This is a genomic window from Flavisolibacter nicotianae (assembly GCF_003628535.1).
GTDB classification, from domain to species: domain Bacteria; phylum Bacteroidota; class Bacteroidia; order Chitinophagales; family Chitinophagaceae; genus Flavisolibacter; species Flavisolibacter nicotianae.
The window spans coordinates 444631-461679 of the sequence record NZ_RBCI01000004.1; the positions used below are offsets into that span (position 1 = coordinate 444631).

16 protein-coding genes and 1 pseudogene are annotated in these 17049 nt (G+C 49.7%); 8 read left to right on the forward strand and 9 right to left on the reverse strand.

The window, feature by feature from the left end:
• Positions 1-96 precede the first annotated feature (96 nt).
• Positions 97-726 (forward strand): PIG-L deacetylase family protein, encoded by a 630-nt coding sequence (locus D6024_RS13670; protein ID WP_121355180.1) that lies wholly within the window; start codon positions 97-99, stop codon positions 724-726.
• A 215-nt stretch (positions 727-941) separates the two neighbouring features.
• On the opposite strand, the gene porQ is transcribed toward D6024_RS13670, so the two are convergent.
• The 5 genes from porQ to D6024_RS13695 all read right to left on the reverse strand — a co-directional run bounded on the left by porQ (position 942) and on the right by D6024_RS13695 (position 7802).
• Positions 942-1970 carry a type IX secretion system protein PorQ gene (gene porQ, locus D6024_RS13675; protein ID WP_162944754.1) on the reverse strand — a complete coding sequence of 343 codons (1029 nt, stop codon included), beginning with the start codon at positions 1968-1970 and terminating at the stop codon, positions 942-944.
• A 64-nt stretch (positions 1971-2034) separates the two neighbouring features.
• Positions 2035-4431, reverse strand: coding sequence for an endopeptidase La (lon, locus tag D6024_RS13680; RefSeq protein WP_240410031.1), 2397 nt, complete (start codon positions 4429-4431; stop codon positions 2035-2037).
• Between the two features lie 153 nt (positions 4432-4584).
• The gene (locus D6024_RS13685; protein ID WP_162944755.1) at positions 4585-5166 is read right to left on the reverse strand and encodes a porin family protein; all 582 of its coding nucleotides are present in this window, start codon (positions 5164-5166) and stop codon (positions 4585-4587) included.
• A gap of 61 nt (positions 5167-5227) precedes the next feature.
• Positions 5228-6229 carry a hypothetical protein gene (locus D6024_RS13690; RefSeq protein WP_121355184.1) on the reverse strand — a complete coding sequence of 334 codons (1002 nt, stop codon included), beginning with the start codon at positions 6227-6229 and terminating at the stop codon, positions 5228-5230.
• 322 nt (positions 6230-6551) lie between these two features.
• A complete protein-coding gene (locus D6024_RS13695; protein ID WP_121355185.1) occupies positions 6552-7802 on the reverse strand; it encodes a metallophosphoesterase in 1251 nt (416 codons plus the stop codon).
• A 114-nt stretch (positions 7803-7916) separates the two neighbouring features.
• Here D6024_RS13695 and D6024_RS13700 point away from each other — a divergent pair, with 114 nt between their 5' ends.
• Positions 7917-8594 (forward strand): metal-dependent hydrolase, encoded by a 678-nt coding sequence (locus D6024_RS13700; RefSeq protein WP_121355186.1) that lies wholly within the window; start codon positions 7917-7919, stop codon positions 8592-8594.
• Between the two features lie 15 nt (positions 8595-8609).
• Positions 8610-9413: a ParA family protein gene (locus tag D6024_RS13705; protein WP_121355187.1), complete on the forward strand. Its 804-nt coding sequence runs from the start codon at positions 8610-8612 to the stop codon at positions 9411-9413.
• Positions 9414-9713: 300 nt separating this feature from the next.
• Here D6024_RS13705 and D6024_RS13710 read toward each other — a convergent pair.
• The 4 genes and pseudogenes from D6024_RS13710 to D6024_RS27615 all read right to left on the reverse strand — a co-directional run.
• Positions 9714-9881, reverse strand: a pseudogene (locus D6024_RS13710) (transposase); the annotation flags it as partial.
• 512 nt (positions 9882-10393) lie between these two features.
• Positions 10394-10636: a hypothetical protein gene (locus D6024_RS13715; protein WP_121355189.1), complete on the reverse strand. Its 243-nt coding sequence runs from the start codon at positions 10634-10636 to the stop codon at positions 10394-10396.
• A gap of 26 nt (positions 10637-10662) precedes the next feature.
• Positions 10663-10797 carry a hypothetical protein gene (locus tag D6024_RS27435; protein WP_262670717.1) on the reverse strand — a complete coding sequence of 45 codons (135 nt, stop codon included), beginning with the start codon at positions 10795-10797 and terminating at the stop codon, positions 10663-10665.
• On the reverse strand, positions 10755-11027 hold the full coding sequence (locus D6024_RS27615) for a transposase (protein WP_394338469.1): 273 nt from the start codon (positions 11025-11027) through the stop codon (positions 10755-10757). The genes D6024_RS27435 and D6024_RS27615 overlap by 43 nt, the downstream gene beginning before the upstream one ends.
• Before the next feature lie 528 nt (positions 11028-11555).
• On the opposite strand from D6024_RS27615, the gene D6024_RS13725 reads away from it, so the two are divergent.
• The 5 genes from D6024_RS13725 to dapB all read left to right on the forward strand — a co-directional run bounded on the left by D6024_RS13725 (position 11556) and on the right by dapB (position 17023).
• Positions 11556-12404, forward strand: a complete 849-nt coding sequence (locus D6024_RS13725) for an alpha/beta fold hydrolase (RefSeq protein WP_240410032.1) — start codon at positions 11556-11558, stop codon at positions 12402-12404.
• Positions 12405-12814: 410 nt separating this feature from the next.
• On the forward strand, positions 12815-13228 hold the full coding sequence (locus D6024_RS13730; protein WP_162944757.1) for a hypothetical protein: 414 nt from the start codon (positions 12815-12817) through the stop codon (positions 13226-13228).
• Positions 13229-14534: 1306 nt separating this feature from the next.
• The gene (locus D6024_RS13740) at positions 14535-15446 is read left to right on the forward strand and encodes a ParB/RepB/Spo0J family partition protein (protein WP_121355194.1); all 912 of its coding nucleotides are present in this window, start codon (positions 14535-14537) and stop codon (positions 15444-15446) included.
• A complete protein-coding gene (locus D6024_RS13745; protein ID WP_121355195.1) occupies positions 15439-16110 on the forward strand; it encodes a DUF5683 domain-containing protein in 672 nt (223 codons plus the stop codon). The genes D6024_RS13740 and D6024_RS13745 overlap by 8 nt, the downstream gene beginning before the upstream one ends.
• 196 nt (positions 16111-16306) lie before the next feature.
• Positions 16307-17023, forward strand: a complete 717-nt coding sequence (gene dapB / locus D6024_RS13750) for a 4-hydroxy-tetrahydrodipicolinate reductase (RefSeq protein WP_121355376.1) — start codon at positions 16307-16309, stop codon at positions 17021-17023.
• Positions 17024-17049 lie beyond the last annotated feature (26 nt).

Below are 17049 nucleotides of genomic sequence, written 5' to 3' on the forward strand. Positions count from 1 at the left end.
CATCCGGGGAACGCAAGTCTGACAAGACATGGCGCCGTAGCAAATCCCGTAATCAAAATGAAAACGGTATAACAGCTTTCCTGTTATATTCGCCGCATGTTGTCCACGAAACGCATGTTGATCCTCGCGCCGCATACCGATGACGGTGAGTTGGGCTGCGGAGCAACGATTGCCAAATATGCCGCAGCAGGAACAAACGTTACCTACGTGGCCTTCTCCACCTGCGCACAGTCGTTGCCGGAAGGGGTTTCGCATGATACACTTTCACGGGAATGCAAATCCGCAACGCAGGCCTTAGGAATAAAGGATCTGCTGTTTCATGACTTTGAAGTACGCCGTTTCCCGGATTCCCGCCAGGAGATTCTTGACGTGCTGGTGCGCCTGAACAAAGACCTCGCACCGGACACCGTTTTCCTGCCGGCACGCAACGATGTGCACCAGGATCACCAGGTCATCTTTGCCGAGGGATTGCGGGCATTCAAATACAGTACTGTACTGGGTTACGAGCTGCCCTGGAACAATGTGGACTTTGCACCGACGTTTTTTGAAAAACTGGATGAAGCCCACCTTACCGCCAAACAGGCCGCACTGCAATCCTACCGCTCACAGGCGCACCGCCACTACATGAAGCCCGAATTTACCACTGCATTGGCCACTGTGCGGGGCGTGCAATGCAATGCTTTGTTTGCGGAGGCTTTCGAAATCTATCGCCTGATGAGCGAATAAACTCAATTTGTAATCAGCAACCGGCAATCCCGAAATCCCAGTAAGGCCTTGCTCTAGAGGCAAAACAGGTAGTCAAAAGAAAAACGATATAAAAACAACCCGTCTTTTCACTACGAGCAAACAGCTTTCAAGATGTAAAAGTCCGAGAAGTAAACCACGGAGTTCTCTTTCCGGTCATCTGCCATCAACAAACTGCTTTAAAAAGAATGGCGCAATTACAAACCCACGAGCCTGTCAAGAAACAACGTGACGCCGATTTGGTTTGCCGCCACGCCTTTCTGGTAAGCGGAACGTGCATACACAACCTGCAGCCGTGGAAAACGAATGCGCATCCCGGCAGAGAATCCAGTCAGGCCGCTTCCCTCCGATCCTTCAGCAAGCTGTTGCCGTTTCAGGAAATTATACCCAACCGTGGCTTCAATGGATTGTCCCACGTAGACATACGTGGCTACCACCAGGTGCGTGACCAGCTTCGAGAAAGTGGAGGACGATGAAGAAATGTTGTTGTCGCGGTTAAAGGCTGTGTCGCGGTAAAGGATGTCAAAGGTTTGCAGGTGTTGCGCTGTCAGTGAAAAGCCGAACGGCGCTTTTTCCAACCGCTTCGTAATCCCGGCCTGCAGGTCAAACGGCAATTCTTCCGTTTCACCAGCGTAGGTCTTTAGCTGGGCGCCCATATTCTTTACGACCACGGCAGCCGACAGGCGGCTTGCCGAATCCTGGTAGGTCACGCCGATATCGGCGGCCACGGCCGACGAACGGTATTGCCCATAAGCAGACTGGATAAATTTTAGTGTCAGTCCATAGCTCCACTTCTGCAAATAGCGCTTTGCGGCTGATGCCTGCACCACAAAATCCACCGGCCGGAATTCGCCCAAACGATTGCCTGCCGCATCGGTATTGGGCAGGGTCCCGTAATCAAGGTAATGGACATTGCCGCCGAAGGTTGTTTGCAACTTTTCCGAGAACCAGGCGCCGGTTAGCCCATAGCCTTTGGTGCCAGCAAGAAAAGCGTTAAACGCCGCATTGAGCTGTCGGCTGTATCCCTTATACAACAAAGAGGGATTTCCGGCAGTCCAACCGACATCTTCTCCCCGGTAAGCGATCGCAACACCGCCGGCGGCCGCCTGCATGGGTGATGAAGGCAGGTTGAGAAATGCGTAGGCCGCCTTCCCTCCCAGTGTTTGTCCCCACCCGTTCAGGGAAACCAAAACGATGAGAAAGGAAAGCCCACAAGTCCTGATCAATGCCGGAGGATTCATGAAAAAGAAAATTAGTGATAAATCCCCTTGCTTAATTGTGCAAGTTTCGCTAGGAGTTCAACAAGGCGATCTCCAGCACCTCCTTCATCATTTTGACATAGTGAAAACGCAGCCCCTTGATGTAGTCGGGGTTGATCTCTTCGATGTCTTTTTCATTCTGCCAGCAAAGAATGATGTCTTTCAGGCCGGCCCGTTTGGCAGCGAGCACTTTTTCCTTGATGCCGCCCACGGGAAGCACCTGGCCACGCAGCGTGATCTCCCCGGTCATTCCAAGATAAGGCTTGATTTTTTTGCCGGTGAACGCCGAGGCGAGGGCCGTCAGCATCGTGACGCCGGCGCTTGGACCATCTTTGGGCACGGCTCCTTCGGGAACATGAATGTGAACTGCTTTCTTTTCAAACAGGGAGGGATCGATTCCAAATTTCCTGGCATTGGCACTGAGGTAGGACAACGCGGTCACCGCACTTTCTTTCATCACGTCGCCCAGGTTTCCTGTCAGGCGCAGGTCCGGTTTGCCATCGCTCAGAATGGCTTCGATAAACAGGATATCGCCACCCACCTGCGTGTAGGCAAGTCCTACGGCCACGCCGGGAATACCGGCCTGTTTGTACAGTTCATTGCTGAAGCGGGGCTTGCCCAGGATTTTTTCAATGTCTTCAACGGTTACCACGGATTTCAGCGCACCGGTCATGGCGAGCTGTTTTGCCTGGTAGCGCATGATGGATGCAAGATGGCGGTCCAGTTCCCGCACGCCGCTCTCCCTTGTATAATCCTGGATGATCTTTTCGAGCACCTTGTCGCCAATGCGAAATTTCGAAGATTTCAAACCGTGCGCCTCCACCTGCTTGGGAATCAGGTGACGCTTGGCGATCTCGATTTTTTCTTCCACTGCGTAACCACTGAGTTCAATGATTTCAAGGCGATCACGCAAGGCCGGCTGAATCGACTGCAGGTTGTTGGCCGTTGCAATAAAGAGCACTTTGCTCAGGTCATATTCCAGCTCGAGATAATTATCGTAAAAGGTATTGTTTTGCTCCGGGTCGAGCACTTCCAGCAAAGCGCTGCTCGGATCGCCCCTGAAATCGGAACCCACTTTGTCGATCTCGTCGAGGATCATCACCGGGTTGGAGGATTTCACTTTGCGGATGTTTTGAATAATGCGGCCCGGCATGGCACCAATGTAGGTTTTGCGGTGACCGCGAACCTCGCTTTCGTCGTGAATGCCGCCAAGACTTAAACGTACATATTTCCGCCCGATTGCATTGGCGATACTCCGGCCCAGCGAGGTTTTGCCGATCCCGGGAGGTCCGTAAAAACAAAGGATCGGGCTTTTCATGTCGCCTTTCAACTTCAACACGGCAAGGTATTCGAGGATTCGTTCCTTGATCTTGTCCATGCCATAGTGATCGGCATCGAGAATCTCTTTGGCCTTTTTCAGATCATAAACGTCTTCGGTGTATTCTTCCCATGGAAGGTCGAGCATCAGGTCGAGATGGTTGTACACGACAGAATAATCCGGCGTGGTGGGATGCATGCGCTCCAGCTTTTCGATTCCTTTTTTAAACGCTTCCCGTGCTGCCTCCGGCCATTTCTTGGTTTCGGATTTTTTCTGCAGGTCCTTTACTTCGCGTTCGTTGTGATCGCCGCCCAGTTCTTCCTTGATGCTCTTGAGCTGCTGTTGCAGAAAATATTCCCGTTGCTGCTTGTCAATTTCAGTGCGGGTCTTGTTGGTGACCTTGTTTTTCAGTTCGGCGAACTGCAATTCTTTTTGCAGGAACTGCATCAGCAACTCTGCCCGCTCACGCAGGTTGTTCAACTGCAGCAATTCCTGTTTTTCGCGGATGTCGATCGACAGGTTGCTCGAAACAAAGTGAATGAGGAATGTGGCGTTTTCAATATTGCGAAGGATGACCGACGCTTCGCTTGGAATGTTGGGCGAAAGCTGGATGATCTCTGTGGCAATGTCTTTAATGTTGGCAACGTAGGCATCGAAATCGGGATCGGGCAACATTTCATCGTCTTTGAGCTGCGAGATCTTTGCCTTGAAATACGGTTCTTCCGCGATGATCGTATCGATGGCAAACCGGCTCTTTCCCTGGATGATGATGGTGGTACCGCCATCGGGCATCTGGATCTGCTTGATGATCTTGGCAACCGTGCCGATATTCTCCAGGTCTTTGGCCTGCGGATCTTCGACATTGCTGTCTTTCTGCGCCACCACACCAATCAGCTTGTCGCCGCGGTAGGCATCGCCCACGGCTTTGATGCTTTTGTCGCGGCCTACCGTAATAGGCAGCACAACTCCGGGAAACAAAACGGTATTGCGAAGGGGTAAAAGGCTTAGTTGTTCGGGTACGTCTATTTCGGCTCCATCACTCTCTGATTCGTTCAGCGGCATGATGGGGATAAAGTCAAGGTCTTCCTGTGCGTTGAAAAATTTCTTCACGTTGCTTTTTTTAGTGCGCCGGTTTTCACCGGCCTGCGAAAGTACAAAGAGGTAGCCGTCACCCCAAGAGTAGTGCCACACCCGAAAGTAGTGCCGCATTGGCAGAAAAAGAAAATCCCTCCTGTTTGGAGGGATTTTCAGGAGAGATATTTTTTACAGGCCCAGTCCAAGTGATACCTGGAAGCCCTGGTTCTTCCATTTATCCTGGTTGTCGATGTCGTTGATGTTGTTCAAGCCAACGAAATAGCGACCGGTGACCTTGATCTTGCCCAAACCGATCTGGGCGCCACCCAGCATCGAGAAATCGCCTTTGTCGAAGGCATCCTTGCCATTCTGCAACAGATTTTTATTCCGGTCGAGCAGGATGCCGAATTGCGGACCCGCCTGTAATGAAAGGAGGCTGCCCAGCTTGTAACTTAACACAAGCGGGATAGACAGGTAACTCAGCTTGATGTTATTGTCACCACTGAGTGCATTCTGGTAGATGTTTTTAAAACTGGAATCGGTTTTTGTATTGTACTGGTTCAGCAACACCTCGGGTTGCAGGCTGAACCGGCCGCCCAGGCCAATGTTGGCAAACGCTCCCAAATGATACCCATACCGGAATTCGTCTTTAAATGATTTCCCATCAATCTTTGTAATGTTGGCACCAGCCTTAACTCCCAAACCGAATTGGGCAAACGAAGCCTGTGCAATCAGAAGCACGGCCAGAACGAGCGGTAACTTGTGTTTCATAAACAGATTTTTTAAACTCATTTCAAGGATAATGCCGCAACTTGTTAACCAACCTCCAATGTTAAAACAACAAACTTGCGTTGAGAAGAAAGGAAGTCGTTAACGCCTTCTTTGTTGCGGGAAAATAATAATCAAACAAAACCTGCGGCTGCAGGGAAAGTTTGCCCCTGGAATATTCCGTTTTTACATACGCGGTCAACGACAGGGGCTGGAAATAAAGGTTGTTGTCGAAGGAAACATCCTGTGTGTTGTACAAAACATTTCGACCCGTGACCCGCTGAACGGCGTAGGTGCTGGCGGTCTGGTTGAATCCAAACTGCTGCGTGCCGCTGGTAAAGGATAGTTGCGGCGTAATGCGCAGGTAATCCCTGTTGAACAAAAGATCCAAAAAATAAAAATCATGGCGCACCGATGCTGTCAGGTTAAAGTCGGCCACCTGCTCTCTTGTATTCACACGGGTATACCCTTTCCTTGCCAGGAGGATGTTTTCGATTTGGGTTTCCTGCTCCTGCTTGCCTTCCCGGCTTCCCCAGCCATAGCTGGCCGCCACCGATGGCTTGAACCAAAGTTTGCGCATCGTAAAATAGCCATACACTTCGTTCTGCAAGGGCGAGGTATAAAACGGCAAGTCTTTTTTTGTAAAAAACCGGGTATAGGAAAGGCCGGTGATGATCTTTCGAACTTTGAGGTAGTCGTACGAACCGGTTACCGAGTACTGGTAGGGTGAAAACGACCTACCGTTGTCGACCAGCGTGGTCGCGGCGCTGAGGCCAAGCCCGCCTTTGGCAAAAAAGCCAACCGAAGGTGAATAAGTGAACTGGCGCTTTGTTTGCGTTGTGCCATCACCACCGACATAGGTGAAATAGCTGTTGCCAACGGAAATGTTGATGAGTGAAAAATTGCGTGGCGTCGTCAGTGAGTCAAGCAGGGCATCGAGTTCGGAAAAGATCTCGTCGTAATCCCAAACGGCCGTGTCGAGCAACAGCGAGTCTTTTTCCTTTTGCGCATGACAAACGCCTGCGCACAAGAGCAAGAAAAATAGGGTGGCCCGTTTCAAAAACATGTCTGCCGGTTTTGGTATTTCATTTGAATGGATCGCTTGTCTTCCCGATAACGTGTCATCTACTTGTTAGTGTATACAGGTCACCTGAATGTGTACGAAAAAAAGGAAGAAAACGTTTTTATCCAATTCTTTTTTGTTTTTAACACCTTGTTCTTCCCTCATTTCTTTTATATACCTCCGCTCCGTCACGGGTTAATTAAGAATTTTGCGGACACCTCGTTGTCGGAACGCATTCGTCGGCGAAGCGATAGACCCGGAAGAAATTCCAAAGTTTAACGCGATAATGTTTTTTGCGGAATGGTCGTATTGGCCCGGGACGTTGTCAGGCCAGTTCCAGGAGAGTGATTTCGGGAAGGATGCCTACCCGGCCGGGATAGCCAAGGAAACCGTAGCCCCGGTTCACGTAAATGACCTGCCTGCCCTCTTTGTACAAGCCTGCCCATTGCCGGTAAACATACTGCACGGGGCTCCAGCGAAAGCCGGGTATTTCCACGCCGAACTGGAAACCGTGGGTATGCCCCGACAGTGTCAGGTCGATATCGCCATACTTGGGCCGAACTTCATAATCCCAGTGCGTTGGGTCGTGGCTCATGAGGATTTTGAAGGGATAGTTTTCGGCGCCGGCGTAGGCCTTGGCGAGGTTGCCGTAGCGGGCAAAATTGCGCAGGGCGCTATAATTCTGGATGCCGATGAGGGCAAACTGCTGGCCGTCTTTTTCGATGGGTACGTGTTCGTCCCACAGCAGCCGCCATCCCATTTTTGCATGCATGCCTTTCAGTTCTTCGATGTTCTGGTGCTTTTGCTCCGGGCTGTCCCACTGCACATAATCGCCATAATCGTGGTTCCCAAAAATGGAATACACACCCAACGGTGCCTGCAGCTTGTCAAACACATCGAGGTAGGGAACGATCTCTTCGGCCTTGTTGTTCACCAGGTCGCCGGTAAATAATATGAGGTCGGGCTTGAGGGCCATCACCTTGTCCACTCCCTTCCGCACGGCTGCCTTGTCGGTAAAGGAACCCGAATGGATGTCGGAGAGCTGGACGATTTTCAGTCCTTTAAATGCAGCCGGCAGGTTGGGAAAAGCAACCGAAACCCGCTTTACCCTGTAGTTGTATTTGTTGCTAAAGCCATAAAGCAGGGAGGAGAACAGGCCGCCGCCCACGGCGATGCCCAGCCAGCTTAAAAAAACCGAGCGGCTGATGCGGGGACTTGCCTGCGGCTCGCCCATTTCGGCGCCGGCAAAAAAGAATTTTCCCCAGAGCCACTGGATGCCACGCCGCATGTCGTCGACCAGGAAAAAAACACAGGCGAAGAGTTTGAAAATAAACAGGCCCACCAGCACGGCAAACACGGTGCTGCGCAGGCCCTTGCGCAGGTTGTCGAGCTGCAGGTAGGGAAGCACGAAAAGCAGCACGATCACCAGGACCGAAAGGATCCAGTAACCGGTGTAGAGGATGGTTTTGGTGCGGGGGGCTGCACTGCCGGCCAGCATTTTCACCACCTGGAAAAAATAGACATCCAACAGAATCATCAGGCCGGCCACGAGAAACAAAAACGGGGAATTACGCATACAGTTCGTGTCTAAACGAAAAATAAAGATAGGGCAAGGCAATTATTGTCAGGTTAATCCTCTGATAATGCCTTCATTAACTGTATTTTTGTCGCGTTCGTTCAATTCAGTACTATGAAGTTGACCTATTATGGCCAGTCTTGTTTTGCCGTGGAGATGGGCGGGAAGAGCATTCTGTTCGATCCGTTCATCAGTCCCAACGAACTGGCGAAGCATATCCGGCTGGAAGATGTAGACGCCGATTATATCCTGGTTTCGCACGGCCACTCGGACCATACGGCCGATTGCGTGACGCTGGCCAAACAAAACAGCGCGACAGTGGTTGGAGCGTTTGAAGTGGCGCTCTGGCTGAACCAGCAGGGTGTGGAAAACTACCATCCCATGAATACGGGTGGCAAGTGGACCTTTGATTTTGGCACTGTTCGCTGTACCCATGCGGTGCATTCGTCGGCCATGCCCGATGGGCATTACGGTGCCAGCCCAATGGGTTTTCTTCTCACCGGGGAAAAGAGTTTTTATTACAGCGGCGACACCGCCCTCACCATGGACATGCAACTGGTGCCCCGCTGGGCGAAACTGGATTTCGCGGTGTTGCCGATCGGCGACAATTTTACCATGGGTTATGAAGACGCCATCCTGGCGGCGGAAATGATCCAGTGTCAAAACATCGTGGGTGTGCATTACGACACCTTTGGCTATATTAAGATCGATCACGAGAAAGTGAAACGAGCCTTTACCGATGCGGGACTGAAACTTTTTCTTCCCGCCATTGGTGAAACCATCGAACTCTAAAACATACATTTTTCAATGGCAAGAATTATTGGCGTTGCCAATCAAAAAGGCGGAGTCGGAAAAACCACAACAGCCATCAACCTGGCGGCAAGTTTCGCGGTGCTGGAATTCAGGACCCTGCTTGTTGATGCCGATCCCCAGGCCAACAGCACCACCGGCGTTGGCTTCGACCTGCAAAACGTCACGCAAAGCCTGTACGACTGCATGGTGAACAATGCGGAAGGCAAGGACGTGATCCTGAAAACCGATATTCCCAACCTTGACATTATTCCCTCGCATATTGACCTGGTGGGTGCGGAGATCGAGATGATCAATTATCCCAACCGGGAAATGGTGCTCAAGAATATCCTCGAGGGCGTTCGCGACAGCTATGATTTTATCATCATCGACTGCTCTCCTTCCCTGGGCCTGATCACGGTGAATGCCCTGACGGCTGCCGACTCGGTGATCGTGCCGGTGCAGTGCGAGTTCTTTGCGCTGGAAGGGTTGGGAAAACTGCTGAATACCATCAAGATCGTGCAAAGCCGCCTGAATACGGAACTGGTGATCGAGGGTATTCTGATGACGATGTACGACGGCCGCCTGCGTCTTTGCAACCAGGTGGTAGCGGAAGTGCGCCGTCATTTTGAAGACCTGGTATTTGCCACGATCGTTCACCGGAACAGTCGCCTGAGCGAGGCACCCAGCTTTGGCAAGCCTGTTATACTTTACGATGCCAACAGCAAGGGCTCGATGAACTACCTGAACCTGGCGAAGGAAATCCTGCAGAAAAATAACCTGACCCGCATCCCGCAGGAAGAACGGACGATCGAGATTTAATGAGCTGTTGCGGGATCTGAACTTTACCGTATTACTACAGGCCGGATTGTTTATCACTTCCGGCCTTTTTCTTTTTCGCCCAACAGAGGTGGCAGTTGCACAACTACCTTTTGATGCGGCGGAGAAGTAGCGCAGAGGGAGCTGCTTCCAGTTTCCAGAGTGAAGGTTTCCTTTTCAACAGAGAGTTCGGAGTGCTTTTTTTTCTGCTCTTCACATTTATGCAGCGCCATAACAACAGACAAGAAAACAAAGCCTTACCTGGGCTTTTTTCAACATCATTACGGCTGCTTCCCTTGATTTTCATACTTCGTGGTTGAGGCATTTTTTAAGGTTATAAGCTGCAGCGGTACCCAGCATAAACTTGTTCGCATTTTTCAGCCCTCGGGTCCAGATGCGGTGCAGGCTCATGAAGTTGATGAGGATTCCCACGAACGGTTCCACGGTGGCTTGCCGGAGCTTTTTCATCTTCTTTACGTATGGGGTTTACAGGCGCTGGTGCATCTCATCATACAACGGATTGCAGGTGGTTTCTGCAATTTTTTTGTAATCCGCACGTCCTCCAATACACGATGTTCTGAAGGGGCATTACCCACACTCTTTGGCACTGCTGCGGTACTGCTTTTTGTAGTAGCCCTTCTTGTCCTGGTACGTTTTCTTGTACGGTAGATGAACTCCATTTGCTTCACAGGTATGGCGATCGTTCTCGACGTCAAATACAGAGCCATCGCTGTGTGGTTTGTAGTGGCCAAAGTTGGGATGTAGACGGCGATGTGCTGGTCGATGCACGCTTGCAGGGCTTTGCCCGAAGAATAGCCCGAATCGCAGGCGATTTGCTCCAGCGTTAATCCTTGTTCTTTCAGATTACTGACAGTATTCTTTAGCACCTTCGGCAACACAACACTTCACTGTGCCTGCGATCAGCAAAGTGGGCTTCGACGTTGGTGATCACAAGCGAAGACATGTCAACCGCGGTTCATGCTTTAATTTAACTGCCCGGGCTTACCCGGTTTAACGCTCACCCTTGCGTCACGATCAGTGGTGGAGTAGTGCGTGTGATTGGAAACAAACTTTGGCCGCATTTGCTCCTGTTCATCATCAGTGGATTTCTTAGTGGATTTTCCCTTCGGCATGCCTTTGTATTCGGTTTCTTTCCACTGATGATGCTCCTGGGTACTTTTGTTTCGGGTCTGGGTGATGGTGTCGCTGTCCCGGTCATCTTTCATGACGTTCTCCTGCTGCTCAATTTTTTTCAGTATTCATCGTGCTGCAGTTCCAAGAGGTAGTGTTCCCCGTCTTCGATGATCTGTTTTTCTACCAAACTATCCATGGAAGCATTGGCTTTCACAAAGGCACTGTCGATGGCCTGCCGTTTTCCAAAAAGCATGCCCTTCTGTACACAGAGGCCAAGCACCTGTTTAGAAAGCGCCTTGAACACGTCTTCTTCAAAGAGCCCGCGAGTGCGGGAGATCGTGGAATGCAGGGCAGATCATAGCCGAGGAAAAACAAAACGTCCAGGCGCATCTGGACACGAGCAAAGATCTTGCGGTCGCTGTTTAGATTTTCCAGGTAACCCACCAAAATGAGATTGAAGAGCACCACCGGCTCAATTGACATCTGGCCTTCTGTTCCGTAATACTGTTGGGTGACTTTATACAACCATCGAAAATCCAAAACATTCTTTAACCGGCGGTAGAAATTGTCTGCGGGAACCCTGTCGGAGAGCTGAAACAAGAGAAATAACTCCCTGGTAATCCTTCTTTCCTTGCATACCAAAAGTTACAACTTCACCCCCCTTCACAACTATCTTTATTCACAAAATGTGAGTTGTGCAACAAGCACACAGGCTTTTAGCAATGGTGACAGATGTGCATGTTACCAGCAATAGAATTTCAAATCAGCTTTTTAACTTTAACCAGAACTGATGGAACAGGAAATGCCACCACTGCATAGATACGCTTTCCGTTGGTGGTCTTCTACTCCTATTGCCTAGTGTCGAGAGTGCAAGTATCGCAATTCACCCTAATCTTGACGTTTAATCACCTTAATTAATCCCTAGTTCAGTTTAATCTTTGTTATCATTAACACATAAATAAAAAGTTGAACAACACGATGATAAGTTTAGCAAGATTTAATAATTGCCTCATGGCGATCTTTTTGACTGCAATCTCTCTGTTTACGACATCTCAGGCAATTGGACAGAAGATTAAACCTTCCCGTAGTGGCTATGCTCCGGTTAACGGTACCAAGGTTTACTTTGAAGTATACGGCCAGGGAAAACCTATCGTTTTGCTGCACGGTGCTTTTTACACTATTGAAATGAACTGGGGACAAGTAATTCCTGCGTTATCAAAAACCCGAAAGGTGATAGCCATCGAAATGCAAGGTCATGGTCACAGCCCATATTCTGACCGAAAACTTGACATTGTGACTCTGGCAAATGATGTAGAACAAGTAATGAACTACTTAAAAGTCGATAGTGCCGATGTTGCCGGATATAGTATGGGCGGTTCCGTAGCGTATCAGTTTGCTGTGCAATTTCCCAAGCGGTTAAAGAAACTGGTTATAATTTCTTCCACTTATAAAAGTAGTGGTTGGTTACCTGTAATAAATAGTTCGTTTAAAGATTTTAAGCCCGAATTTTTTGACAATACGCCGTTAAAAGCAGGATATGATGCGGTTGCGCCTGACAAAACAAAATGGAGAAGCTTTGTGAAGCAGATGATTGCTTTTGCAGATGTGACATTTGATGTAGGGGATAGCAATATTGCTCATATTTCTTCTCCGGTATTACTTATTTCAGGCGATAACGACGGCTTAGATAAAGTTGAATTGATGAAGACTTATCAGTTGTTGGGCGGCGGTATTGCTGCGGATATGGCACCGATGCCAAAATCACAATTGGCCATCGTTCCATCGCAGGGACATGTTAGCGTAATGATGCAAACGAAGACAATTTTAGGTTACTTAAATAACTTTTTGAAACACAACTAAGTGTATTTGGCATCAAAGAGTCTTAAGTCGATTATAGAATGAATGAAAAGTTGGCTAAGCCTTTGATGCAGAAGCACGAACCACCAACAAAAGCATTGCTGGCAATGGGGCGAACGAAAGGATAATCACCAGTAAATCGCTACTGTACTGCATCCGGGCTTAACGGAATTTTCCTCAACCTTTAATCGCTACCTTGTACTTTTAATTCATTAGTCGGCTGCTGTTGTGGGCAGACATAGCAATAAATATCACATCTGCAGCAATACTCGAACATTGGCTGCAATACAAAACTGACTATGCAAAAGTTCAGAATAACATTTATACTCTGCTTCTTACTGACACAATCTTTTGGGCAGACACGGAAATCCTCGTTGTACATACAAGGACAATACAACAAGACCCTTTACGATGTGACAAAAGGAAACAATCCGTGGGGAATGGGTTTAGGTCTTCAATTGTTTTTCCGACAAACTTCGAAGTTCAAGCCAACCATAGATCTAACGGCTGACGCTTATCTGGAAGACGACAAAGTCTCGCGGTTAAACACAGACGCAACAGCAATCAATGACTTAGGTGGAATGGTAAATCTTTTTGCAGGCGCTTCTTATAACCCCATCAAGACTGTTTATCTCTCCTTTGTTGCTGGACCCAGCTTTCTTGGTGGAGAAACAAAATTGGGTATAAAACCCTCATTGGGCTTTTACTTTTCTCCCAATCAGAAGTTCACAGGCAAAGTTTCCTACATCAATGTTTTCAACCGCGACAACAAGACAAAGGAAGACTTTGGCTCAATTTGTTTATCCTTGGGAGTTAGACTTTATTGACGTGTACATGCAGCCAACAACCGTGGCCGTTGCACAACTAAGTTCTAAAATTCTGTTTTAGGCCCTTTTAATCGGGTAATTAGTAGTTTCCTCTTCATCTGCCAACAGCGAGAGCTAACCGGTGGTTCTGGCCATGCTGTGTCAGGAGGACCCACAGCAGAAAAAGGAACTGATGAAGCGTTTTTCCTGCATTTTGAGGTTTCCACTTGGCCATTTCAGCAGTCGTTTGCGGTTGTAACACACCGCGGCCATCAGCAAGCATTTGTTAGCCGGTTTAATTCCCGGCTGGATTTGCTCACATTCCCTGAAGCTGTCGAACGGCTGTGTAAGATCCGGTTCTTCTCTTTCCCAAAAAATATGTTATTTCTGACTTTTCGCCTGGCAGTGCCGTTGTAAAGAATTGCAAGAGTCCTGTACCCATTCCGATTTAAGCCGTTTCCGAATTGGTGAACCCTGAAACAGCCCGGAAAGTCCGGGCCGGCGTTCAAATTCCTATTTGGATCATTGATGGGTAAGAAGGCACACGGGCGTTTACGCAGTGTTAACGGTACATTGCACGTTGACTTTGCCCCCACGCAGCTGGCATAGTTCAATCCCAACATGGCTCCGCAGAACGTGTCACCCGTGTACCAATTTTAGATCCGCGGCGCCACAAAACCGCTATAGCCTGGCAAGTGCTTTTGTTCACACGACCTTCCCACCTACCCTCCCAGTCGATTGCCGGCTGTAAGAAGGGCCTCCCGTTCCTGTCTACAGACACTGTTCTTTCAAGAAGGACAACTCACGATTGGGCACACCTACCTGGTCGAAGCCAAATGGGGCACCACGCAGTTTTCGTTTACCAAAACACTGGAAAAAGATCACTATTCAGAACGGGTAAACCTGAGCGGAAATCTTTGTAACGGATTTTAACCTGCTGTGCCGGCGCTGAAAAATGAAACACGTTTCATTCATTGACGTTCCGGATGGCTGTCTTGTGAGAAACAGGCTGTCCATTCCCTAACCTGAATTATCCTTGTTTCCCGGCCAATCCGGCTTGTTGGATTTTTTGACACCTTTAAAAAAACTGCCAACCGGTTTACGACTGTCATTCTTTTAAAAGGCCGGACCCATCACCCGGTCTTTTTTATTCTAACCAACAGATTCATCCTTTGTCCTGGTCGATCCCACGCCGGCATTTTTGGTTTACAATAAAATTTTCCGGCCGGCTGTATCTTCCCGGCCGGCCCGTGGAACTATTAACGTTTACTGTTGGTTGAACCCACGCTGAACAATTACCTTTGAGCCCCTGAATTGAACCCATCGCATGACCGCACCAAAACAAAATAAAGACGCACTCGGAAAAGGAATTCGTTCCCTCCTACAGAACATCGATACCGATCTGAAAAACACCGCCGGTGCCCTGAAACCGCAGGTGGTGGAAGCCGCCACCGGCATTGCCCGTATTTCGCTCGACAGCATCGAGACCAATCCCAAGCAGCCCCGCCGCGATTTTGACGAAACGGCGATGCAGGAACTGGCGCAGTCCATCAAAACACACGACATCATTCAGCCGGTAACGGTTTCGAAACTTCCCGGCAACAAATACCGCCTGATTTCGGGGGAACGCCGCTGGCGGGCTTCCCGGCTGGCAGGCCTAAACGACATCCCGGCTTTTATCCGACAGGCCAACGACCAGGAACTGCTGGAACTGGCCCTGCTGGAAAACCTGCAGCGGGAAGACCTCAACGCCATGGAAATTGCCCTCAGCTACAAACGCATGATGGAGGAACTGGCGTACACGCAGGAGCAGGTGGCCGAACGCATGGGCAAAGACCGGAGCACGGTGACCAATTACATCCGCCTGCTAAAACTGCCGCCCGATATCCAGATCGCGGTGCGCAACGGCGAGATCAGCATGGGTCATGCCCGTGCCCTGATCAACGTGGACACCATCGACAAGCAGCTTTATATTTTTGAAGAAATCAAGGCCAAGGGACTTTCGGTGCGGCAAACGGAAAACCTGGTGCGCAACCTGTACAAGGAAAAGGAAGAGAAAAAACCCGCAGACACACTGCCACCGGCTTATAAAAAAGTTGAAGACAAACTGGCCTCCCATTTCGGCACGAAAGTGAAGCTGCGTCACAGCAAGGACGGCACCGGCGCCATTACCTTTGAATATTATTCGCTGAAAGAGATGAACAAGTTGTTGGATCAAATGAACGTGACCATTGACTAAACGGGCCTTTTATACGGTTTTGTGTTGCCTGGTTTGCGCGGCCTGTTTTGCGCAAACCGACACCACGAAGCGCCCCGTTCCCGTTGACACGCTGGTGAAAAACGCTCCCCCGCTTTCCAACAAGGCTAAAGCGGACTCGCTGCGAAAAAAGTTTTCACCGCGGAAGGCAACGATCCGCTCGGCCCTTATCCCCGGCTGGGGACAGGCCTACAATAAAAAATACTGGAAGATACCGCTGGTGTATGGAGCGCTTGGCACCACGGCTGCCGTATTTATCTATAATTTAAAGACCTACCGCGAACTCCGGTTTGCCTACCAGGCAAAATACAAAGCAGCCCTGCCGGCGTATGATCCAACCAAGCCGGGACCGTTCCGCGACTCGACCGATTATTGGCTGATCAAACCCATTTACCTGAATTACGATGCCAATTCGCTACGGCTTTACCGCGATGAGTTTCGCAGCAATATTGACTATTCGGTTCTATTCTTCCTCGTGTTTTGGGGATTGAATGTTGTGGACGCGACAGTGGACGCACACCTCAAACTGTTCGACGTAAATCCCGATCTCAGTTTCAAGCTCAAGTTCGGGCCGAGCCAGATGGCCGGTACCACGGGGTTGAGTTTCATCCTGGCGTTTAACAAAAAGAGGAATCACACGAACTAGAACGAATTGCACGCATCGTTCCCGGTTCTGTTTCCTGCCTTTTCCCTTTCAAACTAAACTTCTTTCCTTCCATTTGATAAAAGACCGGGTTTTCTATGGAGACAGGTCATTCGGGCAATTTGCCTGCCTTCGTGTTTTCAATTGGAAAAAAATCCAGTATTTCGTGCCAGCATTTCCCAACTTAATCACTGATTCAATGAATATAGCGCTTATCGGTTACGGCAAAATGGGACACATGATCGAAGAGATCGCCCTGCAACGCGGCCACTCCGTTGTTCTAAAAATCAACATCGACAACACCGAGGATTTTACGGCGGAAAAAATGGCCGCTGCGGATGTGGCCATTGAATTTACCGCACCCGAAAGTGCCTTTGCCAATGTGCGGCGCTGTCTCGACTTTGGTGTGCCGGTGGTAAGCGGGTCTACGGGTTGGAACCAGCACCTGCCTGAAGCAAAGGACTATTGCCTGCAAAAAGGTGGCGCCTTCCTGCATGCCAGCAATTTTAGCATCGGCGTCAATATCTTTTTCCAGGTGAACAAGCTGCTGGCACGCCTGATGGCCTCACAGCCCGGTTACGAGGTTGCGCTGAAAGAAGTGCACCACACGCAAAAACTGGATTCGCCCAGCGGCACGGCCGTCACACTGGCCGAGCAGGTGCTCCAGCAAATTGACCGCAAAAAAGCCTGGGTGAACCGGCCTGCCGAAAACGATCAGGAACTCGCCATTCTCAGCGAGCGGATCGACCCGGCACCCGGAACGCACCATGTGAAATATTCGTCGGAGGTGGACGATATTGAAATCATTCATACGGCGCACAGCCGGAAAGGGTTTGCGCTGGGCGCCGTGCTGGCCGCGGAATTTCTGGCCGGCAAGAAAGGGGTGTTCACCATGGATGATGTATTGCACCTGTAGCAACAACCTTCAAAAACTTATATGGG